This window comes from Pseudomonas sp. BP11-1-1 (assembly GCF_052112105.1).
GTDB classification, from domain to species: domain Bacteria; phylum Pseudomonadota; class Gammaproteobacteria; order Pseudomonadales; family Pseudomonadaceae; genus Aquipseudomonas; species Aquipseudomonas alvandae.
This window is the reverse complement of sequence record NZ_JAUTYU010000002.1, coordinates 435,228-460,083: the sequence shown is the minus strand read 5'-3', so window position 1 is coordinate 460,083 and position 24,856 is coordinate 435,228. Positions and strand designations below refer to the sequence as shown.

Here is a 24,856-nt window from a genome sequence, read left to right as displayed (position 1 = left end):
ATGTTGACTGCACTGGCGCTATCGCGAGCAAGCTCGCTCCCACAGGGGCCGCGCTGCGGCCTGTTAAACCGCCACATCCATGAATCCCGACGACCGCGCCAGGGCAAACGGACTGAACACCTGCCACTGCCGCTCGCCCTCGAACCGGCCCTGGACGAAGGCCGTCTCCGGGCCATCGAGGTCGTTCGCCGGGGCCGACTCCAGGCCGTCCCGGGCAAAATGCTGCAGGCCGAGCACTTCGTCCACCAGCAAACCGGCGAACACCTCGTCATGGTCCACCACCAGCACCCGCCGCTGCTTGCGCACGCTGGACAGTTCATGGCCGAAGAAGCCGCACAGATCCATCAACGGCAGCAAACGCCCGCGCAGGTTAGCCACTCCGCGAACCCATGGCTTGACCCCGGGCAACGGCGTGTGACGCGGCTCGTGCAGCACTTCGCTGACTTCACCAATGGGCGCCACGAACCAGTGTTCGCCCAGGCGAAAGCCGATACCGCTCCAGGTGTCGCGGTGGACCGGTTGGGACGGCAGGTCCGCGCCCAGCAACCGACAGCGCCGATCGATCCGCAGCAACAGCTCGAAAGCGGTCAGGGATTGGCTCATGGCCGTGCGTTCAACCCAGTACTTTGTTCAGGGTTGCGATCAGGGTGTCTTCATCCACCGGTTTGGTCAGGTAATCCCTCGCGCCCTGGCGGGTGCCCCAGACCTTGTCGGTTTCCTGGTCCTTGGTGGTGATGATGATCACCGGAATGTGCCCGGTGTCCGGGTCCTTGGTCAGTTGGCGAGTGGCCTGGAACCCGTTGAGGCCGGGCATGACGATGTCCATCAATACCGCGTCGGGTTTTTCCTGGCGGGCCAGTGCCACGCCATCGGCGCCGTTCTCAGCCTTGAGAACCTGATGACCGTGCTTTTCCAGCATGCCGGTCAGTTTGTACATTTCAGTCGGCGAATCATCGACGATCAGAACTCGTGCCATGGTGTTCCCCATTTTCTGTAGACCTCGGGCCCGCAGGCCGAGCGTCATGAGTTTGCCTGGTGCGGCTGGACAGCGGAAAAGCCCGGGACATGGGCCTGTATCGCGCCCAGCAATTCTTCCTTGCTGAAAGGCTTGGTCAGAAACTGATCGGAGCCGACGATGCGCCCCTTGGCCTTGTCGAACAGGCCATCGCGGGACGACAGCATGATCACTGGCGTCGCCTTGAAGGCCCCGTTGTTCTTGATCAGGGCGCAGGTCTGGTAACCGTCCAGGCGCGGCATCATGATGTCGACAAAGATAATGCCTGGATGATGGTCGACGATCTTGGCCAGCGCATCGAAGCCGTCGACCGCCGTGATTACCTCGCAACCGACGTTGCGCAGCAGGGTTTCGGCGGTGCGGCGGATAGTCTTCGAGTCGTCGATGACCATGACCTTCAAGGCGCTGGGTTGCTGCTGCGTAGATTGCTCTGCCATTGCCACTGCGAACCGGTTTTTAACGCATAAGTGTGAACGACAGCGCAAACCCTTGATGTTCAAGGCCCGCACGTCACATGGCAGCCTTTTTAGCACAGTCTCCATCGCCGATCTATCAGCCGCTCGGCACGGTGGTTTTTCCTTGACCGCCAATCTTCCGGGCGCCACTCTGACGCCACTTTTTCACGCCATTTGTGCCCATCGAAATTATGAGGAACCAAGCCATGAGCGTACGCGTCGGCATTGTCATGGACCCAATCGCCAGCATTTCCTACAAGAAGGATAGCTCGCTGGCCATGCTGCTGGCCGCTCAGAAGCGCGGCTGGGAACTGTTCTACATGGAGCAGCGCGACCTCTACCAGGCCGAAGGCCAGGCCCGGGCGCGGATGAAACCGCTGAAAGTCTTCGCCAACCCGGAGAAATGGTTCGAACTGGGCGAGGAAAGCGATGCACTGCTGAGCGACCTGGACGTGATCCTGATGCGCAAGGATCCGCCGTTCGACATGGAATTCGTGTATTCCACCTATCTCCTTGAACAGGCAGAAAGCGCCGGCGTGCTGGTGGTCAACAAGCCGCAGAGCCTGCGCGACTGCAACGAAAAGCTGTTCGCCACGCTGTTCCCGCAATGCACGCCGCCGACCATCGTCAGCCGTCGTCCGGACGTGTTGCGTGAATTCGCCGATCATCACGGTGACGTGATCCTCAAGCCGCTGGACGGCATGGGCGGTTCTTCGATCTTCCGCCACACCGCCGGCCACCCGAACCTGTCGGTGATCCTGGAAACCCTGACCTTGCATGGCAAGCAGCAAATCATGATCCAGGGCTACCTGCCGGCCATCATCGACGGCGACAAACGCATCCTGATGATCGACGGCGAGCCCGTGGATTATTGCCTGGCACGCATCCCGGCGGCCGGCGAAACCCGTGGCAACCTGGCGGCCGGTGGTCGTGGCGAAGCCCGTCCGCTGACCGACAAGGACCGCTGGATCGCCGCCCAGGTCGGCCCGACGCTGCGGGAAAAAGGCCTGCTGTTCGTCGGCCTGGACGTGATCGGCGAGCACCTGACGGAAATCAACGTCACCAGCCCGACCTGCATCCGCGAGATCGACAATGCCTTCGGCACCGACATTGGCGGGATGCTGATGGATGCCATCGAGAAGCAGCTGCAAGCGGCAAGTCACAAGCGACAAGTTTGATGCAGCTTGTCGCTTGCAGCTTGAGGCTTGAAGCTAAAAACCAACATTGCGTTATCATGCCCGGCCTGTGAAACCCGCGATGTTGGTTTTTTTGCCATGACACTCCCGTCCGATCTGCCCCTAGAGCTCGCCCATCGTGGCGTGCGCGCGGCTGATCGTCTCGGTTTTACCCTGTTCCTGGCGGCGCTGGTCCACCTGGCCGTGCTGCTGGGCGTCGGGTTTGCCACGGTCGAACCCAAGCAGATCAGCCAGACCCTGGAAATTACCCTGGCGACGTTCAAGAGCGAGACCAAGCCCAGGAAGGCCGACTTTCTCGCCCAGGAAAACCAGCAAGGCAGCGGCACCCTGGAAAAGAAAGCAACGCCCAAGACCACCGAGATCGCGCCGTTCCAGGACAACAAAGTCCAGAAGATAACCCCACCGCCGGCCGCCAAGCCGGAGGTCCAGGAGACGGCGCCCAAGGCTGCCGTGACCACCGTGGCGCCGAAGCCGAAAAAGGCCCCGGTCAAGGAAGAGGTCAAGCCCGATCCGAAGCCCAAGGCACCGGAGCCGACCTTCGACAGCTCGCAGCTTTCCAGCGACATCGCCAGCCTGGAAGCCGAGCTGGCCCAGGAGCAACAGCTGTACGCCAAGCGTCCGCGCATTCACCGCCTCAGTGCCGCTTCGACCATGCGCGACAAGGGTGCCTGGTACAAGGATGAGTGGCGCAAGAAGGTCGAGCGCATCGGCAACCTCAATTACCCCGAGGAAGCCCGGCGCAAACAGATCTACGGCAACCTGCGGCTAATGGTCTCGATCAACCGCGACGGCTCGCTGTACGAGGTGCTGGTGCTCGAATCCTCCGGCCAACCCCTGCTGGACCAGGCCGCCCAGCGGATCGTACGCCTGGCCGCGCCGTTCGCGCCGTTCACCGGGGACCTGTCGGACATCGACCGCCTGGAAATCATCCGCACCTGGAAGTTTGCCCGCGGTGATCGGCTGTCCAGTAACTGATAACCACCCAATTCCCTTGTGGGAGCGAGCTTGCTCGCGATAGCGGACGGTCAGTCGACCTCTGTGTTGAATGATCAATTGCTATCGCGAGCAAGCTCGCTCCCACAGGGGATCGGTGACAGTCTCAGGCATTTCCTGGCTTGTCAGTTCGGCCCTGCCCCGCCACACTAGCGCCTATGAAAAACGTCAGCCCCACCTACCTCAAGCATCATTTCCTGATCGCCATGCCGCACATGGCCGATCCGAACTTTGCCCACACCTTGACCTACATCGTCGAGCACACGGCGAACGGGGCCATGGGATTGGTGGTCAACCGCCCGCAGGAGCTGAACCTGGCGGACATCCTTGAGCAATTGCGCCCCGAGGTCGAACCGCCACTGCTGTGCCAGCATGTGCCGATTTTTATGGGTGGCCCGGTGCAGACCGATCGCGGTTTCGTGCTCCATCCGTCGGGCCCCAAATTCCAGGCCACGGTGGACCTGGACGGTGTGTCGCTGTCCACCTCCCAGGACGTGCTGTTCGCCATCGCCGACGGCGTCGGCCCGCAAAAAAGCCTGATTGCCCTCGGCTATGCCGGTTGGGAACCCGGGCAACTGGAAGCCGAGCTGGCGGATAACGCCTGGCTGACCTGCCCGTTCGACGCCGACATCCTCTTCAATACCAGCAGCGAACTGCGCCTGGAAGCGGCGGCCAGCCGGTTGGGTGTCAACCTCAGCCTGCTCACCAGCCAGGCGGGACACGCCTGATGGCCTTGCGCTTGCTGCTGGGCTTCGATTACGGCACCAAACAGATCGGCGTTGCGGTCGGCCAGGTCATTACCGGCCAGGCCCGTGAGCTGTGCACCTTGAAGGCGCAGAATGGCGTTCCGGACTGGAACCAGGTCGAAGCGCTGATCAAGGAATGGAAACCCGACGCCGTGGTGGTCGGCCTGCCGCTGAACATGGACGGCACGCCCAGCGACATGTGCCTGCGCGCCGAAAAGTTCGCCCGCCGGCTCAACGGCCGCTTCAACCTGCCCTTCTATACCCATGATGAGCGCCTGACGACCTTCGAGGCCAAGGGCGAACGCCTGGTGCGCGGCGGGCAGAAAGGCAGTTACCGCGACAACCCGGTGGACGCCATCGCCGCCGCCCTGCTGTTGCAGGGCTGGCTCGATGCCAATACCGCCCTGTTCGAAACCTGATTTTTTGAAAGCGCCGCCAAGGCGCTTTCTTTTAGCGATAAACCGAGTCACGAGCACCGACCCGGAAACCTGAAGGAGCCAGCATGAGCCTGCCCAATCCCGCCGAGCTGATCAGCCAGATGGCGATCCGTCTTACGGCGCACCTGGAACAACGCGGCATCAGCGAACCGCGCTACATCGGCATCCGCACTGGCGGCGTCTGGGTTGCCCAGGCCTTGCTCGATGAGCTGGGCAGCGATTCGCCGCTGGGCACCCTGGACGTGTCCTTCTACCGCGACGACTTCAGCCAGAACGGCCTGCACCCGCAAGTGCGCCCCTCGGCCCTGCCATTCGAGATCGAAGGCCAGCACCTGGTGCTGATCGACGACGTCCTGATGAGCGGCCGGACCATCCGCGCCGCCATGAACGAACTGTTCGATTACGGCCGCCCGGCCAGCGTGACGCTGGTGTGCCTGCTGGACCTGGACGCCGCCGAGCTGCCGATCCGGCCGAACGTGGTCGGCGCGACACTGACGCTGGCCGCCCATGAGCGGGTCAAGCTCTCCGGGCCGTCGCCGCTGCAACTCGAACTGCAAGACCTTGCCCTTTAACTGCCCTTGTAAGAGTCCATCGCGATGACGCCTCTCGAAACCAAGCGCCCGCTGCAGCTCAACGATCAGGGCCAGCTGCGGCACTTCCTGTCCCTCGACGGCCTGCGCCGCGAGCTGCTGACAGAAATCCTCGACACCGCCGACTCGTTCCTCGAAGTTGGCGCCCGTGCGGTGAAGAAAGTCCCGTTGCTGCGCGGCAAGACCGTGTGCAACGTGTTCTTCGAAAACTCCACCCGCACCCGTACCACCTTCGAACTGGCGGCCCAGCGGCTGTCGGCGGACGTGATCACCCTCAACGTCTCCACGTCCTCGGCGAGCAAGGGTGAAACCCTGCTCGACACCCTGCGTAACCTCGAAGCTATGGCCGCCGACATGTTCGTCGTGCGCCACGGTGATTCCGGTGCAGCGCACTTCATTGCCGAACACGTGTGCCCGCAAGTGGCGATCATCAACGGCGGCGACGGCCGTCACGCCCACCCGACCCAGGGTATGCTGGACATGCTGACCATCCGCCGGCACAAGGGCAGCTTCGAGAACCTGTCGGTGGCCATCGTCGGCGACATCCTGCACTCGCGGGTGGCCCGCTCGAACATGCTGGCCCTCAAGACCCTCGGCTGCCCGGACATCCGCGTGATCGCGCCGAAAACCCTGCTGCCCATCGGCGTCGAGCAATACGGTGTGAAGGTCTACACCGACATGACCGAAGGCCTGAAGGATGTGGACGTGGTGATCATGCTGCGCCTGCAACGCGAACGCATGACCGGCGGCCTGCTGCCCAGCGAAGGCGAGTTCTACCGCTTGTTCGGCTTGACCACCGCGCGCCTGGCCGGGGCCAAGCCGGATGCCATCGTCATGCACCCGGGGCCGATCAACCGCGGCGTGGAGATCGAGTCGGCGGTGGCCGACGGGCCGCATTCGGTGATCCTCAACCAAGTGACCTACGGCATCGCCATCCGCATGGCCGTGCTGTCCATGGCCATGAGCGGGCAAACGGCCCAGCGCCAATTTGACCAGGAGAACGCCCAGTGAAGCTCAGCATTCTCGGCGCACGCGTGATCGATCCGGCCAGCGGCCTGGATCAAGTGACCGACATTCATATCGATGCCTGCAAGGTCGTCGCCCTTGGCGCGGCGCCGGCAGGCTTCGCGGCGGTCGAGACCCTCGACGCCCAAGGCCTGGTCGCCGCCCCTGGCCTGGTGGACCTCAACGTCGCCCTGCGCGAGCCGGGCTACAGCCGCAAAGGCAGCATCGTCAGCGAAACCCGCGCCGCCGCCGCCGGTGGCGTGACCAGCCTGTGCTGCCCACCGCAGACCAAACCGGTGCTGGACACATCGGCCGTGGCCGAACTGATCCTCGACCGCGCCCGCGAAGCCGGCAACACCAAGGTTTTCCCGATTGGCGCACTGAGCAAAGGCCTCGATGGCGAGCAATTGGCCGAGCTGATCGCCCTGCGTGATGCCGGGTGCGTGGCGTTCGGCAATGGCCTGAACAGCTTCCGCAACACCCGTACGCTGTGTCGCGCACTGGAATATGCGGCGACTTTCGGCCTGACCGTCATCTTCAATTCCCAGGATCACGACCTGGCCGAAGGCGGTCTCGCCCATGAAGGCCCGACCGCCAGCTTCCTCGGCCTGCCGGGCATTCCGGAAACGGCCGAGACCGTGGCCCTGGCCCGGGACCTGCTGCTGGTGGAACAAAGCGGCGTGCGCGCCCACTTCAGCCAACTGACCAGCGCCCGTGGCGCGGCGCTGATCGCCCAGGCCCAGGCCCGCGGCTTGCCGGTGACCGCCGACGTGGCGCTGTATCAGTTGATCCTGACCGATGAGGCGCTGATCGATTTCAACAGCGTCTATCACGTCCAGCCGCCGCTGCGCACCCGCGCCGACCGCGAAGGCTTGCGCGAGGCGGTGAAGTCCGGGGTGATCTCGGCCATTTCCAGCCATCACCAGCCCCACGAGCGCGACGCCAAGCTGGCACCCTTCGGCGCCACCGAACCGGGCATCAGCAGCGTTGAACTGCTGTTGCCGCTGGCCATGACGCTGGTGGAGGACGGCTTGCTGGACTTGCCAACCTTGCTGGCGCGCCTGAGCGCCGGCCCGGCCCAGGCCCTGCAATTGCCGGTCGGGAAACTGGCCGTGGGTGCGGCGGCGGACCTGGTGCTGTTCGACCCCGCCGCGTCCACCGTGGCTGGCGAAGCCTGGCGCTCCAAGGGCGACAACTGCCCGTTCCTCGGTCACAGCCTGCCGGGGGTGGTGCGCTATACGCTGATGGATGGGCGGATTACCCACCAGGCCTGAAAAACCGCGTCGCTCCTATCGCGAGCAAGCTCGCTCCCACAGGGATCTCGGTGAACACAGGATATGTGAACACCTCCGATCCAGTGTGGGAGCGAGCTTGCTCGCGATGCAGGCAACTCGGTCTTAGTGAAAAGCCCCACGCTTCTGCGCATTACGAATCGACACCTGGTCGTTCAGCGTCCAGAAGTCATACAGCACACCCAGGAAAAACACCCCGCCGGTCAGCAGATAGATAATCCCGCTGAGCCACTTCCCCTGATACATGCGATGCACGCCCAAGACGCCGAGGAAGGTCAGCAGAATCCACGCCACGGTGTATTCGATAGGTCCCGGGGTGAAACGCAGATCCGCTTCGCGGTCCATGGCCGGGATCAGGAACAGGTCGATCAACCAACCGATGCCCAGCAGGCCGAAGGTGAAGAACCAGATCGTGCCAGTCACCGGCTTGCCGTAATAGAAACGGTGCGCACCGGTGAAGCCGAAAATCCAGAGCAGATACCCGATCACTTTGCTATGGGTGTCACGGGTTGCGTCCTGCTGATAGCTGTTCATGAATGGCCTCTTTTGCCTCGATAGAAAAATTTGTTCGGACTTTTTGTGACTTTTTTGTGTCTCGCCGACAAGCGGTCCTGAGCGACTCGGACCTGTGAAACGCCCGTGCTATGGGGGTCTTGTCGGACAATTGGATCAATTGTCGCAATTGTGCAGGGTTCAGGCTGGGTTCCGGATCGACAAACGGCCTCGAAACGGCGAAAAAAGCTGTTATAAAGTTGCGCGCTAACCTTTATGAGCCTTGCCTAATGCGTCCATTTTTCAAGACATGGCTGACCATCTGCCTATTATTGCCACTGGCCGCCCACGCCACCAATCGTGAGCAACGTCTTCCCAACGTCAACGGCTACACCCCGAAATCCCATGTTTCTGCTCCAGGGAGCAAAAACAACCCAGGCACCCAGCGCCTGAGCACGACCAACAGCAAGCTGGTTCCGCCCATGGCGACCAAAGCGAGCAGCAACGTGTTGAGCCGCGCCGTGAATGTACTGGGCACACCTTACCGCTGGGGCGGCAGCAGCCCAAGCAAAGGTTTCGATTGCAGCGGTTTGGTGAAGTACGCCTTCAACGACGCCACGTTCGACCTGCCGCGCACCTCCAATGCGATGGCTGCCGGTCATGGCGAGAAAGTCGAGCGCAAGGACTTGAAGCCTGGCGACCTGATTTTCTTCAAGCTCAAGAGCCGCCGGGTCAACCACGTGGCGATCTACCTGGGCAACGACCGCTTCATCCACGCGCCACGGCGGGGCAAGTCGGTGACCATCGACACGCTGAACAAGCCGTATTGGAACACCCATTACGTGGTTGCCAAGCGGGTGCTGCCGAAAGAGCCGGGTGCGATGCGGGTGGTTCAGCGCTGAGCTGAAGAGCTCGCATGGCCCTTGTGGCGAGGGAGCTTGCTCCCGCTGGGCTGCGAAGCAGCCCCAAACCAGACGCCACCGTCACCCAGACAGTCCCAGGCAGCCGCCTTCAGGGCCGCTCCGCGCCCCAGCGGGAGCAAGCTCCCTCGCCACAAAAGCGGTACTGCCTCCTACCCTAGAAATTATCCGGCGTACGCGCCCGCTCCCGCGCATGTTCGCGGCTGATCAGCCCCTTGTTCACCAACTCTTTCAGGCACATGTCCAGCGTCTGCATCCCCAGCGAGCCGCCGGTCTGGATCGACGAATACATCTGCGCGATCTTGTCTTCCCGGATGAGATTGCGGATCGCCGAGGTGCCGAGCATGATTTCGTGTGCAGCGACCCGGCCGCCACCGATCTTCTTGACCAGCGTCTGGGAGATCACCGCTTGAAGCGACTCCGACAGCATCGAGCGAACCATGGACTTTTCGTCGCCGGGGAACACATCCACCACCCGGTCAATGGTCTTGGCTGCCGATGTGGTGTGCAGCGTACCAAACACCAAGTGCCCGGTTTCAGCGGCGGTCAGCGCCAGGCGAATGGTTTCCAGGTCACGCATTTCCCCCACCAGGATCACGTCCGGGTCTTCCCGCAGGGCCGAGCGCAGGGCCGTGGAAAAACCTTGGGTGTCGCGGTGCACCTCGCGCTGGTTGATCAGGCATTTGCGCGGTTCATGGACGAACTCGATCGGGTCCTCGATGGTAAGGATGTGATGGTGCTTGTGGCTATTCAGGTAATCGATCATCGCCGCCAGGGTCGTGGACTTGCCTGAACCAGTAGGCCCGGTCACCAGTACGAGCCCGCGTGGGGCCTCGGTGATCTTGCGAAACACCTCGCCCATGCCCAGGTCTTCCATGGTCAGGACTTTCGACGGGATGGTCCGGAACACCGCCCCGGCGCCACGATTCTGATTGAAGGCGTTGACCCTGAACCGCGCCACACCCGGCACGTCGAAGGAGAAATCCGTTTCCAGAAATTTCTCGTAATCCACTCGCTGCCGGTCGTTCATGATGTCGTAGATCAGCTCATGAACCTGTTTATGGTCCAGTGCCGGCAGGTTTATCCGTCGCACATCGCCGTCGACACGGATCATCGGCGGCAGCCCGGCGGACAGGTGCAGGTCCGACGCCCCCTGTTTGGCGCTGAAGGCCAACAGTTCAGTGATATCCATAGCGCTCCTCAATTCCAGTAGAATGCCGCGAACCTCAGACCCGCTGGCCTTTCTTTATGACCACGATAGCAGACAACATTGCTCAGGTTAGATCGCGCATCCATGCGGCGGAGCACGCCGCCCAGCGTGCCGCAGACAGCGTCCAACTGCTGGCAGTGAGCAAGACCAAGCCCGCCCAGGCCCTGCGCGAAGCCTATGCCGCCGGCCTCAGGGACTTCGGCGAGAACTACCTGCAAGAAGCGCTCGGCAAGCAGGCGGAACTGACCGACCTGCCCTTGATCTGGCACTTCATTGGCCCCATTCAATCGAACAAGACGCGCGCTATTGCCGAACATTTCGACTGGGTGCACTCCGTGGATCGCCTGAAAATTGCCCAACGCCTGTCCGAGCAGCGCCCGGCCGAGCTGCCGCCGTTGAACATCTGCATCCAGGTCAACGTCAGCGGCGAAGCCAGTAAATCCGGTTGCACACCAACGGACCTGCCAGCCCTCGCCAAGGCCATCGCTGCATTGCCGCATCTCACGTTGCGCGGGTTGATGGCCATTCCCGAACCGACCGACGATCGCGCCGAGCAGGACGCGGCGTTTGCGGCCGTCCAGCGCCTGCAAGCCAGCCTGGACCTGCCCCTGGATACGTTATCCATGGGTATGAGCCATGACCTCGAATCCGCCATCGCCCAAGGCGCCACCTGGGTGCGCATCGGTACTGCATTGTTTGGCGCTCGCGACTACGGTCAAACACCCAGCTGATCCATTCATCTCTTTATAAGGACCTGTCATGAGCAACACGCGTATTGCCTTTATCGGCGCCGGCAACATGGCCGCCAGCCTGATCGGCGGCCTGCGGGCCAAGGGCCTGGACGCATCCATGATTCGCGCCAGCGATCCGGGTGAAGAGACTCGCAAGCGGGTCAGCGCCGAGCACGGCATCGAAACCTTCGCCGACAACGCCCAGGCCATCGACGGCGTGGACGTCATCGTGCTGGCGGTCAAGCCGCAAGCGATGAAGACCGTCTGCGAAGCCCTTCGCCCGAATCTCCAGCCTCATCAACTGGTGGTGTCGATCGCCGCGGGCATTACCTGCGCGAGCATGAACAACTGGCTCGGCGCCCAGCCGATCGTGCGCTGCATGCCCAACACCCCGGCCCTGCTACGCCAGGGTGTCAGCGGCCTGTATGCAACCGGCCAAGTGAGCACCGGACAGCGCCAGCAGGCCGAAGAACTGCTGTCGGCCGTCGGCCTGGCGCTGTGGCTGGAGACCGAGCAGCAACTGGATGCCGTCACCGCCGTCTCCGGCTCGGGCCCGGCGTATTTCTTCCTGCTGATCGAAGCCATGACCGCCGCCGGCGAGAAACTCGGCCTGCCCCGCGAGACCGCCGCCCAGTTGACCTTGCAGACGGCCCTCGGTGCCGCCCACATGGCGGTGTCCAGCGACGTCGATGCGGCCGAGCTGCGCCGTCGCGTGACGTCTCCGGCCGGCACCACCGAAGCGGCCATCAAATCATTCCAGGCCGGCGGCTTCGAAGCCCTGGTGGAAAAAGCACTCGGCGCCGCCGCGCACCGCTCGGCCGAAATGGCCGAACAACTGGGCCAATAAGGAGCCATTCATGATTGGATTGAACACTGCAGCGGTCTATGTCCTGCAAACCCTCGGCAGCCTGTACCTGCTGATCGTGCTGATGCGCTTCGTATTGCAATTGGTGCGCGCCAACTTCTACAACCCGCTGTGCCAGTTCGTGGTCAAGGCTACCCAGCCGCTGCTCAAGCCGTTGCGCCGGATCATCCCTAGCCTGTTCGGCCTGGACATGTCCTCGCTGGTGTTGGCGATCCTGGTGCAATTGGCGCTGATGGCGCTGACCCTGCTGCTGACCTACGGCACCACCGGCAACCCGCTGCAACTGCTGATCTGGTCGCTCATTGGCGTGACCGCGCTGTTCCTGAACATATTTTTCTTCGCGATGATCATCAGCGTGATCCTGTCCTGGGTCGCACCGGGCAGCCACAACCCGGGGGCCGAACTGGTGAACCAGATCTGCGAGCCGGCCCTGGCGCCGTTCCGTCGCATCGTGCCGAACCTCGGCGGCCTGGATATCTCGCCGATCCTGGCGTTCATGGTGCTCAAGCTGCTCGACATGCTGGTGATCAACAATTTGGCGGCGATGACTATGATGCCGGAGATTTTGCGGGTGCTTATTTGATCCAGGCAACCTGATCCCTGTGGCAAAGGACCTGTCTGTGGCGAGGGGATTTATCCCCGCTGGGCCGCGAAGCGGCCCCAAAGCAGACAACTCGGCCAGCCTGATACTCCGCATACTCAGGTTTCAGGGCTGCTTCGCAGCCCAACGGGGATAAATCCCCTCGCCACAAATAAATCCGCTCGCAACCATCGGATTCCCCGCTTGCGCCGTTTGCTTGCCGCTAACCCCAGCGGTCTTTAGACTTACGCCTCATTTCAACGCGAGCAGGGTCGATGCCAGCTGCCTTTCCCCCCGATTCCGTTGGTCTGGTGACGCCTGAAATGGCGCATTTCAGCGAGCCCCTGGCCCTGGCCTGCGGCCGTTCGTTGCCAGCCTATGACCTGATCTACGAAACCTACGGCACCCTCAATGCCACGGCGAGCAATGCCGTGCTGATCTGCCACGCCTTGTCGGGGCATCACCACGCCGCCGGCTACCACAGCGTCGATGACCGCAAGCCCGGCTGGTGGGACAGTTGCATCGGCCCGGGCAAGCCCATCGACACCAACAAGTTCTTCGTCGTCAGCCTGAACAACCTCGGCGGTTGCAACGGCTCCACCGGCCCCAGCAGTATCAACCCGGACACCGGCAAGCCCTTCGGCGCCGATTTTCCGGTGCTGACCGTGGAAGACTGGGTCCACAGCCAGGCGCGCCTGGCCGACCGTCTCGGCATCGCCCAATGGGCAGCGGTGATCGGCGGCAGCCTGGGTGGCATGCAAGCGCTGCAATGGACCATCACCTACCCGGACCGTGTGCGCCACTGCCTGGCAATCGCCTCGGCACCCAAGCTGTCGGCGCAGAACATCGCCTTCAACGAAGTGGCGCGCCAGGCGATCCTCACCGACCCCGAATTCCACGGCGGCTCGTTCCAGGAACACGGCGTGATCCCCAAGCGCGGGCTGATGCTGGCACGGATGGTCGGGCACATCACCTACCTGTCCGACGATTCCATGGGCGAGAAATTCGGCCGTGGTCTCAAGAGCGAGAAGCTCAACTACGACTTCCACAGCGTCGAGTTCCAGGTCGAGAGCTACCTGCGTTATCAGGGAGAAGAGTTCTCCGGGCGTTTCGACGCCAACACCTACCTGTTGATGACCAAGGCGCTGGACTACTTCGATCCGGCGGCGAACTTCGACGATAACCTGGCGAAAACCTTCGCCAACGCCACCGCCAAGTTCTGCGTGATGTCGTTTACCACCGACTGGCGCTTCTCCCCGGCCCGCTCCCGGGAACTGGTGGACGCACTGATGGCCGCGCGCAAGGACGTCTGCTACCTGGAAATCGACGCGCCCCAGGGCCACGACGCCTTTTTGATCCCGATCCCGCGCTACCTGCAGGCGTTCGGCAACTACATGAACCGTATTACGCTGTGAGGACGCCATGAGAGCCGATCTGGACATCATCCAGGAATGGATCCCCGCCGGCAGCCGGGTGCTCGACCTGGGCTGCGGCAACGGCGAATTGCTGACCTGGCTGCGGGACAACAAGCAAGTGACGGGCTACGGGCTGGAAAACGACCCGGACAACATCGCCGAATGCGTGGCCAAGGGCATCAACGTCATCGAGCAGGACCTGGACAAGGGCCTGGGCAACTTCGCCAGCAACAGCTTCGACATCGTGGTCATGACCCAGGCCCTGCAAGCCGTGCACTACCCGGACAAGATCCTCGACGAAATGCTGCGCGTCGGGCGCCAGTGCATCATCACCTTCCCCAACTTCGGTCACTGGCGGTGCCGCTGGTACCTGGCGAGCAAGGGGCGGATGCCGGTGTCGGAGTTCCTGCCCTACACCTGGTACAACACGCCGAACATCCACTTCTGCACCTTCGAGGATTTCGAGGAGTTGTGCCGCGAACGCGAAGCCAAGGTCATTGATCGCCTGGCCGTAGACCAGCAGCACCGCCACGGGTGGGCGAGCAAGCTTTGGCCTAATCTGTTAGGTGAGATAGGCATCTATCGGGTCAGCAGCCCAGGCCTCGCCGATCATCAGGTCGCGGTGTAAACGCCGGCCTTTCCAGGAGCACGACATGAAACGTCTAGGGTTGTTTCTCATCACCGCCTGCCTAAGCGTCGGCGTCATGGCCGCCGATGTCATCAAGGGCGAGCGCAAGGAAGTGTTCGGTGACGTCACCGTGCACTACAACACGTTCAACTCCACCTTCCTAACGCCTGACATCGCCAAGGGCGCCGAACTGATCCGCAGCAAGAACCAGGGCGTGATCAATGTTTCGGTGATCAAGGGTGGTAAGCCGCTGATCGCCCAGGTCAGCGGCACGGTCAAGGACCTGACCAGCAAGACGGTCCCGCTCAGCTTCCGCCAGATCACCGAGCCAGGCGCGATTTACTACGTCGCCCAATACCCGGTGGACCAGCAGGAAACCCGTACCTTTGAAATCAAGGTGCAAATCGGCGACAAGATCAACACCCTCAACTTCAACCAGGAACTGTTCCCGGGCCAATGATCAAGCTCACCCAACTCGTGCTGGCCAGCCACAACGCCGGCAAACTCAAGGAACTCCAGGCCATGCTCGGCGGGTCGGTGCAATTGCGCTCGATCGGCGAGTTCAGCCAGGTGGAACCGGAAGAGACCGGCCTGTCGTTCGTCGAGAACGCCATTCTCAAGGCCCGCAACGCCGCGCGCATCTCCGGCCTGCCGGCGCTGGCCGACGATTCCGGCCTGGCGGTGGACTTCCTCGGCGGCGCGCCGGGCATTTACTCAGCCCGTTACGCCGATGGCAAGGGTGATGCGGCGAACAACGCCAAGCTGCTCGAAGCCCTCAAGGATGTTCCTGAAGCCGAGCGCGGCGCGCAGTTCGTATGTGTGCTGGCGCTGGTGCGCCATGCCGATGACCCGCTGCCGATCCTCTGCGAAGGCCTGTGGCATGGACGCATCCTCACCGAAGCCAGCGGCGAACACGGTTTCGGCTATGACCCATTGTTCTGGGTGCCGGAGCGCAGTTGCTCCAGCGCCGAGCTGGGACCGGTCGAAAAGAACCAACTGAGCCACCGCGCCCGCGCCATGGCCCTGCTGCGCCAGCGCCTAGGCCTGCAATGACCACCGACGCCCCCGCACCGCTGATCCACGGCGGCGCGCAAACCCCTCGGGCGCCACTGCCGGTGCTGCCGCCCCTGGCGTTGTACGTCCACATCCCGTGGTGTGTGCGCAAATGTCCGTATTGCGACTTCAACTCCCACACCGCCAGCCCGCAGTTGCCGGAAGAAGAGTATGTCGACGCCTTGCTGGCCGATCTCGACCAGGATCTGCACGCGGTTCATGGTCGTGAACTGAGTTCGATATTTTTCGGCGGCGGTACGCCAAGCCTGTTCAGCGCCCAGGCGCTGGGACGGCTTCTCCAGGGTGTCGAGGCGCGCATTCCCTTCGCGCCGGACATTGAAATCACCCTGGAAGCCAACCCCGGAACGTTCGAGCAAGCGAAGTTCGTCGCCTACCGGGCGCTGGGCATCAATCGCCTGTCCATCGGCATCCAGAGCTTCCAGCAGGCCAAGCTCGAAGCGCTGGGCCGGATCCACAACGGTGATGAGGCGGTGCGCGCCGCTGGCATGGCCCGCCAGGCCGGGTTCGACAACTTCAACCTCGACTTGATGCACGGCTTGCCTGACCAGTCCCTCGAAGACGCCTTGAGCGACCTGCGCCAGGCCATTGCGCTGAAGCCCACTCATTTGTCCTGGTACCAGCTGACGCTGGAGCCGAACACCGTGTTCTGGAACCAGCCGCCAACATTGCCGGAAGACGACACGCTGTGGGACATCCAGGAAGCCGGGCAGGCATTGCTGGCCGAGCACGGCTACGCCCAGTACGAAGTCTCGGCGTATGCCCAGCCCGGTCGGGCGGCGCGGCACAACCTCAACTATTGGAGCTTCGGCGATTTCATCGGCATCGGCGCCGGGGCCCACGGCAAGCTCAGCCATCCGGACGGGCGCATCGTGCGCACCTGGAAGACCCGCTTGCCCAAGGATTACCTGAATCCGGCCAAAAGCTTCCAGGCGGGTGAGAAAACCCTCGCCAACGAGGAACTGCCGTTCGAGTTCCTGATGAATGCCCTGCGCCTGACCGCAGGCGTGGAAGCGCGGCTGTACCCGGAGCGCACCGGTCTGCCCCTTGAGAGCCTGGCCGAAGGCCGGCGCGAGGCCGAACAAAGTGGGTTGTTGCAGGTCGAACCGTCACGTCTGGCGGCGACCGAGCGCGGACAGCTGTTTCTCAATGACTTGCTGCAAACATTTCTGAGCTGATCAACACAAGGAAATCGAATGGATCTGGTACTCGACCTGCTCGCCACTGTGTCCCGCTGGAGCCGCAGCAACCTGTCGGAAATCTCCCTGGCATTGGTAGGCTGCCTGCTGGTGCTGTTTGGTGCCGATATCAAGGGCTGGGTCGAACAACGCCTGGGCAGCATCGCCGGCGCGTTGCGCGTCCCGCTGATTGCCCTGCTGTGCATGATCGGCAGTGGCGCCGCGCTGATCTACGCCACGCCGTGGATCGTCCGAGGCTTGAGCCAGTTCAACAACTACAGCCTGGCCCCGGTGTTGTTGGTGGTGCTGGTGTTGATTGGCGTGGTGGCGGATCGGCGCTGATTCAGCCACAACCAAAAACAACTGTGGGAGCGAGCTTGCTCGCGATGGCGGTGTAACAGTCAACATTGATGTTGAATGTCATGCCCTCATCGCGAGCAAGCTCGCTCCCACAGGGAGTACCATTTCACCATGGGTCTTCTGGTGTTTAGGCCAGCTTCTCGAACTTCAAATCCCAAACCCCATGCCCAAGCCGTTCGCCACGGCGTTCGAACTTGGTGATCGGCCGTTCGGCCGGGCGCGGTACGCACTTGCCGTCTTCGGCCAGGTTGCGATAACCCGGGGCGACGTTCATCACTTCCAACATGTATTCGGCGTAGGGCTCCCAGTCGGTAGCCATGTGCAGCACACCGCCGACCTTCAACTTGCTACGCACCAGCTCAGCGAACGACGCCTGGACGATCCGGCGCTTGTGGTGACGACTTTTGTGCCAAGGATCCGGGAAGAACAACATCAGTCGGTCGAGGCTGTTGTCGGCGATGCAGCGATTGAGCACTTCAATGGCGTCGCAATCGTAGACCCGCAGGTTCGTCAGGCCCTGGGTCAACACACCGTTGAGCAGTGCTCCGACGCCCGGGCGGTGTACTTCCACGCCAATGAAATCCTGCTCCGGCGAAGCGGCAGCCATCTCCAGTAACGAATGGCCCATGCCAAAGCCGATTTCCAGCGAGCGCGGCGCCGAGCGGCCGAAGACCTGGTCAAAATCCACCGGCGCATCGGCCAAGGGCAGGACGTAAAGCGGGGCGCCTTGCTCCAGGCCGCGTTGCTGGCCTTCAGTCATGCGCCCGGCGCGCATCACGAAACTCTTGATGCGGCGGTGCTGGCGCTCTTCGCCCTCTTCCGGCAGGACAGGCGTGTCGTTCGATTCAGTCATCAATGGCTCTTACTTGATCAGACCATCCAGCGGCGAAGACGCGCTGGCGTAGAGTTTTTTCGGCATGCGGCCCGCGAGGTAGGCCAGGCGGCCGGCAACAATGGCGTGCTTCATGGCTTCGGCCATCAGGATCGGTTGCTGGGCATGGGCGATGGCCGAGTTCATCAGCACCGCCTCGCAACCCAACTCCATGGCGATGGTGGCGTCGGAGGCGGTACCGACACCGGCATCCACCAGCACCGGGATCTTGGCTTCTTCCAGGATGATCTGCAGGTTGTATGGGTTGCAGATCCCCAGGCCGGTGCCAATCAGGCCGGCCAGCGGCATGACCGCGATGCAGCCGATTTCCGCCAGTTGACGGGCGATGATCGGGTCATCGCTGGTGTAGACCATCACGTCGAAACCTTCCTTGACCAGCGTCTCCGCAGCCTTGAGGGTTTCGATCACGTTGGGGAACAGGGTTTTCTGGTCCGCCAGCACTTCCAGCTTCACCAGGTTATGGCCATCGAGCAGCTCACGGGCCAGGCGGCAGGTGCGCACGGCCTCGATGGCGTCGAAGCAACCGGCGGTGTTCGGCAGGATGGTGTAGCGATCCGGCGGCAGGATATCCAGCAGGTTCGGTTCGCCCGGGTTCTGGCCGATGTTGGTCCGGCGCACGGCGACGGTCACGATCTCGGCGCCCGAGGCTTCGATGGCCAGGCGGGTCTCTTCCATGTCGCGGTATTTGCCGGTGCCTACCAGCAAACGCGACTGGTAGGTACGACCGGCCAGGACGAAAGGCTTGTCGCTACGAACGATGCTCATGGGAAATCCTCTGTAGGGGTGAGGTTCTTGCGAAAGGCTGCGAAATCGAGGCGACTAGCCACCGCCAATGGCGTGGACCACTTCGACGCTATCACCGTCGTTCAACGTGGTTTCGGCGTGCTGGCTGCGCGGGACGATATCCAGATTGAGCTCCACCGCGACGCGGCGTCCGGTAAGTTCCAGACGGGTCAGCAGGGCCGCAACGGTTTCGCCGTCGGGCAGGTCAAGGGGTTCGCCGTTCAACTGAATGCGCATGCCGGATGCCGCCATCATTTTTAGGGGCTGGCATTCTAGCCCGATCAGTCTGGGTGACCCAAGTCCCTTGGTCAGCTTCAAGCTTCACGCGGCAAGTTGCAGGCGCCAGGCCGCGATGCCCAGGCATAACCAGCCGATCAGAAAGGCCACGCCGCCCAGGGGCGTGATGATGCCCAGCTTGCTGATGCCGGTGAGGGTCAGCAAATAAAGGCTGCCGGAGAACAGCAGGATGCCGATCACAAATGAGATCCCGGCCCACGTGACGATACGACCCGGAATATGCGTGGCCAGCAGCGCGACACCCAGCAGGGCCAGGGTATGCACCAGTTGATAGGTGACGCCGGTGTGGAAAATCGCCAGGTAATCGGCGCTCAGGCGGTTTTTCAGGCCATGGGCGGCAAACGCACCTAAGGCCACGCCGGTGAAGCCGAAAAAAGCCGCCAGCATCAGAAAGCTACGCAACATGGGAACTCCGATCAGACTCGGTGGACAGGGTCTGTATAATGGCCCGCTCGACGGGTTCGGCCAAGCCATCTCTATGCTGCGTACATTGTTTCGACGATTCGTTAAAGCCCTGCTCTGGTTCGCCGTCGGCAGTGTTGTGCTGGTGCTGTTGTTTCGCGTGGTGCCGCCGCCATTCACCGCGCTGATGATCGAGCGCAAGGTTGAATCCTGGTTCGGTGGCGAACCCATCGACCTGCAGCGCGACTGGCAACCCTGGGACCAGATTTCCGACAACCTCAAGGTGGCGGTGATTGCCGGCGAAGATCAGAAGTTTCCCGAACACTGGGGCTTCGACATCAGTGCAATCCAGGCTGCGTTCGCCCATAACGGACGCGGCGGTTCAATTCGTGGCGCCAGCACCCTTAGCCAGCAAGTATCGAAGAACCTGTTTCTGTGGTCCGGTCGCAGTTGGCTGCGCAAGGGGCTGGAAGCCTGGTTCACCGCGCTGATTGAAGTGTTCTGGCCAAAGCAGCGGATCCTTGAGGTGTACCTCAACAGTGTCGAGTGGGACGACGGGGTGTTCGGCGCGGAAGCAGCGGCGCGGCACCACTTTCGCGTAAGTGCCGATGCCTTGTCCCGGCAACAGGCCAGCTTGTTGGCAGCGGTGCTGCCCAACCCGCGCAAATGGAGCGCCAGCCGACCGAGCCCTTATGTGCTACGGCGGGCGGGCTGGATTCGTCAGCAGATGAGCCAGTTGGGGGGCGATGGTTATCTGCTGGAACTCGATCATGCGCGGCGGGCGCCTTGGGCGCAGTAGCCGAGACACCAATAATCAACTGTGGGAGCGAGCTCGCTCGCGATGACAATTGAGCACTCAGTAGAGATGTCGACTGACCCACCGCCATCGCGAGCAAGCTCGCTCCCACAAGGGACCCGGGTCGAATCCAACATCGCGCACAATAAAAAACGCCCCGATCATCACTGATCGGGGCGTTTTGTTTGTGGCCTTTATCGCAGGTCAGGCCGCGATCGACACCTTGAGCTTGTTCATCGCGCTCTTTTCAAGCTGGCGAATCCGCTCGGCCGACACGTTGTACTTCTGCGCCAGGTCGTGCAGCGTGGCTTTTTCCTCGGCCAGCCAGCGCTGGTAGAGAATGTCGCGGCTGCGTTCGTCCAGCACTTCCAGGGCTTCGTGCAGGTTGGTGTTGGAGTTGTCGCTCCAGTCGGCGTCTTCCAGTTGACGCGCCGGGTCGTACCGGTGGTCTTCCAGGTAATTGGCCGGCGATTGGAAAGCACTGTCGTCGTCCGCTTCGGCGGCCGGGTCGAAGGCCATGTCATGGCCGGTCAGGCGGCTTTCCATTTCGCGCACTTCACGAGGTTCCACACCTAGACTTTCGGCTACGCGATGGACTTCCTCGTTGCTCAGCCAGGCCAGGCGCTTCTTCTGGCTGCGCAGGTTGAAGAACAGCTTGCGCTGGGCCTTGGTGGTCGCGACTTTCACGATGCGCCAGTTGCGCAGGATGAACTCGTGGATTTCCGCCTTGATCCAGTGCACCGCAAACGACACCAGGCGCACACCCATTTCCGGGTTGAAACGCTTGACCGCCTTCATCAGGCCAACGTTGCCTTCCTGGATCAGGTCGGCCTGGGCCAGCCCGTAGCCGGAATAGCTGCGGGCGATATGTACGACAAAACGCAGGTGGGCGAGCACCATCTGCCGAGCCGCCTCAAGATCCTGCTCATAATAGAGACTCTCGGCCAGTTCACGCTCCTGCTCGGGCGACAGCAATGGAATGCTGTTCACCGTGTGCACATAGGCCTCAAGGTTTGCACCCGGGACTAGAGCATAAGCAGGTTGCAAAGAAGTGGTCATACGAAAAAACCTCCGACTCACATAACTCGTGCAGTTCAGCACTGCGAAAATTGACCGGGAACCGTAGGACAAGTTCCCACAAAAACTGAAAGGTCAATACGCGCAAAAAATACTATTTTGGAGCAAGCTCACGCAGGTGGCGTGCTACCGCAATCCATGCACCGATATAACCCAACAGCACCGCGCCAAGCAAGAGCGACAGACCGTCGGCGACTGGCACACCGGCCAGCGAGAAATCGCTGCCGTACAAACCGGCCAGACCCACTACCGCATCGTTCAGCCAATCCAGGCCGAACGCCAATACGCCCCAGGACAGGATCCCGGCACCGAAGCCATACAGCGCCCCCATATAAAGGAAGGGCCTGCGTACATAACTGTCCGTACCGCCGACGAGTTTAATCACTTCTATCTCGGTGCGGCGGTTTTCAATATGAAGACGAATGGTATTGCCTATCACCAAAAGTAATGCGGAAACCAGCAGCACCGTCAGGCCGAAGACAAACCGGTCGCCGAGCTTGAGTATCGCCGCAAGACGCTCGACCCAGACTAGATCAAGTTGTGCCTGTTGTACCTTCGGCAATTCGGAAAGTCTTTGTCTCAATGCTTCAAGGGTCGGCTTGTCGACCTCGTTCGGGGTCACCAGCACCACGCCCGGCAGCGGGTTTTCCGGCAGTTCCTTGAGGGCTTCGCCCAGGCCGGATTGCTGCTGGAACTCCTCAAGAGCCTGCTCGCGCCCCACGTACTCGGCATCGGCCACGCCCGGCATGGCCTTGATCTGCTCACGCAGCGCCTCGCCTTCGCCCGGCGTCGCATCCAGTTGCAAATAAAGGGAGATCTGCGCCGCACGCTGCCAGGAGCCACCCAGGCGTTCGACATTATTCAGCAGTAATGACAGGCCCATGGGCAAGCTCAAGGCCACTGCCATGACCATGCAGGTAAAGAAACTGCCGATGGGCTGCTTGCCCAGGCGCCGAAGGCTATCGAGCAGGCTGGCGCGATGGCTTTCGATCCAGGCATGTAGCAGCGTGGCGAAATCCGGACCGTCGTCATCGTCGCGTTTCTTTTTCGGCGGCTGCGGATCGGAGGCCTTGGGGGCTACACGCTCGGCCACTTTAGGGCTTCGGGTTGCGCTCATACACCTGCCTCCCCGTCACCGATCAGTCGACCGCGCTGCAAGGTGAGCATGCGATGACGCATGCGTGCGATCAGGGCCAGGTCGTGACTGGCAATCAGTACGCTGGTGCCCAGACGGTTGATGTCTTCGAATACGCCCATGATTTCTGCCGCCAGTCGTGGGTCGAGGTTACCGGTGGGTTCATCCGCCAACAGCAAGGCCGGACGATGGACGATGGCGCGGGCGATACCCACGCGCTGTTGCTGGCCGGTGGACAGGTCGCCCGGATAAAGGTCGGTCTTGTCCGACAACGCTACGCGTTCCAAGGCCGAATCCACGCGTTTGTTGATCTCGGCCTTGGACAACCCAAGGATCTGCAACGGCAGCGCGACGTTGTTGAACACCGTGCGGTCGAACAACAACTGGTGATTCTGGAATACCACGCCGATCTGGCGGCGCAAGAAGGGAATCTGGGCGTTGCTGATGGTGCTCAGGTCCTGGCCAGCCAACAGCAGCTTGCCGGTGGTGGGTCGCTCCATCGCCAGCAGCAGGCGAAGCAAGGTACTTTTACCAGCGCCGGAATGGCCGGTGACAAACAGAAACTCGCCCCGACGGACCCGAAAGCTCAGCTCATGCAAGCCGACGTGACCGTTCGGATAGCGTTTACCGACCTGTTCGAAACGAATCATGAATGCTCCCGCTCGGCAAACAATGCCTGGACAAAAGGCTCGGCTTCAAAGGTGCGCAAATCGTCAATGCCTTCGCCCACGCCGATGTAGCGAATCGGCAGGCCGAACTGCTTGGCCAGGGCGAAAATCACCCCGCCCTTGGCAGTGCCGTCGAGCTTGGTCAGGGCCAACCCCGTCAGTTCGACGGTCTGGTTGAATTGCTTGGCCTGGTTGATGGCGTTCTGGCCGGTACCGGCGTCCAGCACCAGCAGGACCTCGTGAGGCGCATCGGCGTCGAGTTTGCCGATTACCCGGCGGACCTTCTTCAATTCTTCCATCAGGTTGTCTTTGGTGTGCAGGCGACCGGCCGTGTCGGCGATCAGCACATCGATGCCCCGGGCCTTGGCGGCCTGCACGGCGTCGAAGATCACCGAGGCGGAGTCGGCGCCGGTGTGCTGGGCGATCACCGGGATCTTGTTGCGTTCGCCCCACACTTGCAGCTGTTCGACTGCGGCAGCGCGGAAGGTATCGCCGGCGGCGAGCATGACCTTCTTGCCTTCGAGTTGCAGCTTCTTCGCCAGCTTGCCGATGGTGGTGGTCTTGCCGGCACCGTTGACGCCCACGACCAAAATCACGAATGGCTTGTTCTGCGAGGCCACCACCAGGGGTTTTTCCACCGGCTTGAGCAGGTTGGTCAGTTCGCCTTGCAGGGATTTGTACAGTGCATCGGCATCGGTCAGCTGTTTGCGCGCGACCTTCTGGGTCAGGCTCTGGATGATCACGGAAGTGGCCTCGACGCCGACATCGGCGGTCAACAGGCGGGTCTCGATGTCTTCCAGCAATTCATCGTCGATGACTTTCTTGCCCAGGAACAGGCTGGCCATGCCTTCGCCGATGCTGGCGCTGGTCTTGGACAGGCCCTGCTTCAAGCGGGCAAAGAAGCCGACTTTGTTCTCTTCGGCCGGGACCGGAACCTCTACTGGCTCTGGCTCTGGCTCTGTTACAAGATCTGGAACCGGAGGCACGACCACGGCGCTCGGTGTTTCCTCCGGTTGCGTCGGGGCGGGAATTGGCGGGGTGACGTGGGGCGCCTGGGCGTCCTCCACCAGCGCGACCGGCTCTTCCGCCACGGGCAGGGTCAGCCAGGGCGTCTGCCCGGCGGGCGGAGTCAGGGGTTGCTCGAGCACCGGCTCAGCCACTGGCTCGGCTTCAGGCTCGGCCGGCTGCAATACCGGTTCGGCAATCGGCAGGACAATGGGCGCGGCCTCTTCGGCCACCGGCGCTTCGGCGGGCTCTGGCTGCGGTTGTGGCTGTTCGGCAACGGTTTCCTGCGGCTTCTTGCGCAGCCATCCGAACAGGCTTTTCTTCTCGCCAGCCGCAGCTGGGGTCTTCTTGTCGTCGTTGGAACCAAACATGGAGGACGGCTATCTCACGGTAGCGACGCGCCACGAGGGCGCCTCGGTGATAAATATTCGATGCTGAACAGACTGCGTTTCATCCAGCTTGTTCACGCGCAACAGATTGTCGAAATGTCGCCAGGACACCTCTTGGTCGATTTTTTCGAAGGACTGGTACGGCATCATCGGCGAAAACGCGGGGATCCACGAAAAAACCCAACGTTAATGCCCAGAACCCAGACAACCTTGGGCCGATAAAAGACCCGATA

31 protein-coding genes are annotated in these 24,856 nt (G+C 62.0%); 18 read left to right on the top strand and 13 right to left on the bottom strand.

Annotation, left to right across the window (positions count from 1 at the left end):
• Positions 1-63: 63 nt before the first annotated feature.
• The 3 genes from Q7C33_RS05755 to Q7C33_RS05745 are packed head-to-tail and all read right to left on the bottom strand — an operon-like array spanning position 64 to position 1,452.
• Positions 64-603 carry a chemotaxis protein CheW gene (locus Q7C33_RS05755; RefSeq protein WP_407682977.1) on the bottom strand — a complete coding sequence of 180 codons (540 nt, stop codon included), beginning with the start codon at positions 601-603 and terminating at the stop codon, positions 64-66.
• A 10-nt stretch (positions 604-613) separates the two neighbouring features.
• Complete coding sequence (pilH, locus tag Q7C33_RS05750; protein WP_030137899.1) at positions 614-976, bottom strand: twitching motility response regulator PilH; 363 nt, start codon at positions 974-976, stop codon at positions 614-616.
• 44 nt (positions 977-1,020) lie between these two features.
• Positions 1,021-1,452, bottom strand: coding sequence for a response regulator (locus tag Q7C33_RS05745; protein ID WP_030137900.1), 432 nt, complete (start codon positions 1,450-1,452; stop codon positions 1,021-1,023).
• Positions 1,453-1,676: 224 nt separating this feature from the next.
• Here Q7C33_RS05745 and gshB point away from each other — a divergent pair, with 224 nt between their 5' ends.
• The 7 genes from gshB to Q7C33_RS05710 all read left to right on the top strand — a co-directional run bounded on the left by gshB (position 1,677) and on the right by Q7C33_RS05710 (position 7,711).
• The gene (gene gshB, locus Q7C33_RS05740; RefSeq protein ID WP_258648461.1) at positions 1,677-2,648 is read left to right on the top strand and encodes a glutathione synthase; all 972 of its coding nucleotides are present in this window, start codon (positions 1,677-1,679) and stop codon (positions 2,646-2,648) included.
• A 96-nt stretch (positions 2,649-2,744) separates the two neighbouring features.
• A complete protein-coding gene (locus tag Q7C33_RS05735) occupies positions 2,745-3,641 on the top strand; it encodes an energy transducer TonB (protein WP_030137902.1) in 897 nt (298 codons plus the stop codon).
• A gap of 176 nt (positions 3,642-3,817) precedes the next feature.
• Positions 3,818-4,387: a YqgE/AlgH family protein gene (locus tag Q7C33_RS05730; RefSeq protein WP_030137903.1), complete on the top strand. Its 570-nt coding sequence runs from the start codon at positions 3,818-3,820 to the stop codon at positions 4,385-4,387.
• Positions 4,387-4,824 carry a Holliday junction resolvase RuvX gene (ruvX, locus tag Q7C33_RS05725; RefSeq protein ID WP_030137904.1) on the top strand — a complete coding sequence of 146 codons (438 nt, stop codon included), beginning with the start codon at positions 4,387-4,389 and terminating at the stop codon, positions 4,822-4,824. Before Q7C33_RS05730 ends, ruvX begins: the two co-directional genes overlap by 1 nt.
• A gap of 83 nt (positions 4,825-4,907) precedes the next feature.
• Entirely contained in the window at positions 4,908-5,414 is a 507-nt protein-coding gene (pyrR, locus tag Q7C33_RS05720) for a bifunctional pyr operon transcriptional regulator/uracil phosphoribosyltransferase PyrR (RefSeq protein WP_030137905.1), read from the top strand.
• 24 nt (positions 5,415-5,438) lie between these two features.
• A complete protein-coding gene (locus Q7C33_RS05715; RefSeq protein ID WP_003177495.1) occupies positions 5,439-6,443 on the top strand; it encodes an aspartate carbamoyltransferase catalytic subunit in 1,005 nt (334 codons plus the stop codon).
• A complete protein-coding gene (locus Q7C33_RS05710; protein WP_217860556.1) occupies positions 6,440-7,711 on the top strand; it encodes a dihydroorotase in 1,272 nt (423 codons plus the stop codon). Before Q7C33_RS05715 ends, Q7C33_RS05710 begins: the two co-directional genes overlap by 4 nt.
• Before the next feature lie 123 nt (positions 7,712-7,834).
• Here the strand turns inward: Q7C33_RS05710 and Q7C33_RS05705 are convergent, their stop codons facing one another.
• Entirely contained in the window at positions 7,835-8,263 is a 429-nt protein-coding gene (locus tag Q7C33_RS05705; RefSeq protein ID WP_030137907.1) for an NINE protein, read from the bottom strand.
• 248 nt (positions 8,264-8,511) lie between these two features.
• Between Q7C33_RS05705 and Q7C33_RS05700 the strand changes: the two genes are divergently transcribed.
• Positions 8,512-9,123 carry a C40 family peptidase gene (locus tag Q7C33_RS05700; protein WP_030137908.1) on the top strand — a complete coding sequence of 204 codons (612 nt, stop codon included), beginning with the start codon at positions 8,512-8,514 and terminating at the stop codon, positions 9,121-9,123.
• Between the two features lie 175 nt (positions 9,124-9,298).
• On the opposite strand, the gene Q7C33_RS05695 is transcribed toward Q7C33_RS05700, so the two are convergent.
• The gene (locus tag Q7C33_RS05695; RefSeq protein WP_198796877.1) at positions 9,299-10,333 is read right to left on the bottom strand and encodes a type IV pilus twitching motility protein PilT; all 1,035 of its coding nucleotides are present in this window, start codon (positions 10,331-10,333) and stop codon (positions 9,299-9,301) included.
• A gap of 56 nt (positions 10,334-10,389) precedes the next feature.
• Between Q7C33_RS05695 and Q7C33_RS05690 the strand changes: the two genes are divergently transcribed.
• The 9 genes from Q7C33_RS05690 (at position 10,390) to Q7C33_RS05650 (ending at position 17,161) form a co-directional block, all read left to right on the top strand.
• Positions 10,390-11,082, top strand: coding sequence for a YggS family pyridoxal phosphate-dependent enzyme (locus Q7C33_RS05690; protein WP_407682976.1), 693 nt, complete (start codon positions 10,390-10,392; stop codon positions 11,080-11,082).
• 28 nt (positions 11,083-11,110) lie between these two features.
• Positions 11,111-11,929 carry a pyrroline-5-carboxylate reductase gene (proC, locus tag Q7C33_RS05685; protein ID WP_198796879.1) on the top strand — a complete coding sequence of 273 codons (819 nt, stop codon included), beginning with the start codon at positions 11,111-11,113 and terminating at the stop codon, positions 11,927-11,929.
• 10 nt (positions 11,930-11,939) lie between these two features.
• Entirely contained in the window at positions 11,940-12,530 is a 591-nt protein-coding gene (locus tag Q7C33_RS05680) for a YggT family protein (RefSeq protein WP_198796880.1), read from the top strand.
• 272 nt (positions 12,531-12,802) lie between these two features.
• Positions 12,803-13,942 (top strand): homoserine O-succinyltransferase MetX, encoded by a 1,140-nt coding sequence (metX, locus tag Q7C33_RS05675; protein ID WP_407682975.1) that lies wholly within the window; start codon positions 12,803-12,805, stop codon positions 13,940-13,942.
• A gap of 7 nt (positions 13,943-13,949) precedes the next feature.
• The gene (metW, locus tag Q7C33_RS05670) at positions 13,950-14,570 is read left to right on the top strand and encodes a methionine biosynthesis protein MetW (RefSeq protein WP_198796881.1); all 621 of its coding nucleotides are present in this window, start codon (positions 13,950-13,952) and stop codon (positions 14,568-14,570) included.
• 25 nt (positions 14,571-14,595) lie between these two features.
• Positions 14,596-15,030 carry a DUF4426 domain-containing protein gene (locus Q7C33_RS05665; RefSeq protein WP_198796882.1) on the top strand — a complete coding sequence of 145 codons (435 nt, stop codon included), beginning with the start codon at positions 14,596-14,598 and terminating at the stop codon, positions 15,028-15,030.
• Entirely contained in the window at positions 15,027-15,623 is a 597-nt protein-coding gene (gene rdgB, locus Q7C33_RS05660; protein WP_030137916.1) for an RdgB/HAM1 family non-canonical purine NTP pyrophosphatase, read from the top strand. Before Q7C33_RS05665 ends, rdgB begins: the two co-directional genes overlap by 4 nt.
• Positions 15,620-16,819: a radical SAM family heme chaperone HemW gene (gene hemW, locus Q7C33_RS05655; RefSeq protein WP_030137917.1), complete on the top strand. Its 1,200-nt coding sequence runs from the start codon at positions 15,620-15,622 to the stop codon at positions 16,817-16,819. Before rdgB ends, hemW begins: the two co-directional genes overlap by 4 nt.
• An 18-nt stretch (positions 16,820-16,837) precedes the next feature.
• Entirely contained in the window at positions 16,838-17,161 is a 324-nt protein-coding gene (locus tag Q7C33_RS05650) for a DUF3392 domain-containing protein (RefSeq protein ID WP_014340681.1), read from the top strand.
• Between the two features lie 145 nt (positions 17,162-17,306).
• Here Q7C33_RS05650 and trmB read toward each other — a convergent pair whose 3' ends face one another.
• The 4 genes from trmB to Q7C33_RS05630 form a co-directional block, all read right to left on the bottom strand.
• Positions 17,307-18,032, bottom strand: a complete 726-nt coding sequence (gene trmB / locus Q7C33_RS05645) for a tRNA (guanosine(46)-N7)-methyltransferase TrmB (protein WP_030137918.1) — start codon at positions 18,030-18,032, stop codon at positions 17,307-17,309.
• 9 nt (positions 18,033-18,041) lie between these two features.
• The gene (locus Q7C33_RS05640) at positions 18,042-18,836 is read right to left on the bottom strand and encodes a thiazole synthase (protein ID WP_003177480.1); all 795 of its coding nucleotides are present in this window, start codon (positions 18,834-18,836) and stop codon (positions 18,042-18,044) included.
• A gap of 54 nt (positions 18,837-18,890) precedes the next feature.
• A complete protein-coding gene (thiS, locus tag Q7C33_RS05635; protein ID WP_018609493.1) occupies positions 18,891-19,091 on the bottom strand; it encodes a sulfur carrier protein ThiS in 201 nt (66 codons plus the stop codon).
• An 84-nt stretch (positions 19,092-19,175) separates the two neighbouring features.
• On the bottom strand, positions 19,176-19,556 hold the full coding sequence (locus Q7C33_RS05630) for a DUF423 domain-containing protein (RefSeq protein WP_030137919.1): 381 nt from the start codon (positions 19,554-19,556) through the stop codon (positions 19,176-19,178).
• A gap of 73 nt (positions 19,557-19,629) precedes the next feature.
• Between Q7C33_RS05630 and mtgA the strand changes: the two genes are divergently transcribed.
• Positions 19,630-20,352 carry a monofunctional biosynthetic peptidoglycan transglycosylase gene (gene mtgA / locus Q7C33_RS05625; RefSeq protein ID WP_030137920.1) on the top strand — a complete coding sequence of 241 codons (723 nt, stop codon included), beginning with the start codon at positions 19,630-19,632 and terminating at the stop codon, positions 20,350-20,352.
• 201 nt (positions 20,353-20,553) lie between these two features.
• Here the strand turns inward: mtgA and rpoH are convergent, their stop codons facing one another.
• The 4 genes from rpoH to ftsY all read right to left on the bottom strand — a co-directional run bounded on the left by rpoH (position 20,554) and on the right by ftsY (position 24,605).
• A complete protein-coding gene (gene rpoH / locus Q7C33_RS05620; protein ID WP_030137921.1) occupies positions 20,554-21,408 on the bottom strand; it encodes an RNA polymerase sigma factor RpoH in 855 nt (284 codons plus the stop codon).
• 112 nt (positions 21,409-21,520) lie between these two features.
• Positions 21,521-22,543 (bottom strand): permease-like cell division protein FtsX, encoded by a 1,023-nt coding sequence (gene ftsX / locus Q7C33_RS05615; RefSeq protein WP_030137922.1) that lies wholly within the window; start codon positions 22,541-22,543, stop codon positions 21,521-21,523.
• Positions 22,540-23,211: a cell division ATP-binding protein FtsE gene (gene ftsE / locus Q7C33_RS05610; protein WP_030137923.1), complete on the bottom strand. Its 672-nt coding sequence runs from the start codon at positions 23,209-23,211 to the stop codon at positions 22,540-22,542. Before ftsE ends, ftsX begins: the two co-directional genes overlap by 4 nt.
• Positions 23,208-24,605, bottom strand: a complete 1,398-nt coding sequence (gene ftsY / locus Q7C33_RS05605) for a signal recognition particle-docking protein FtsY (RefSeq protein ID WP_407682974.1) — start codon at positions 24,603-24,605, stop codon at positions 23,208-23,210. Before ftsY ends, ftsE begins: the two co-directional genes overlap by 4 nt.
• Positions 24,606-24,856: the final 251 nt, after the last annotated feature.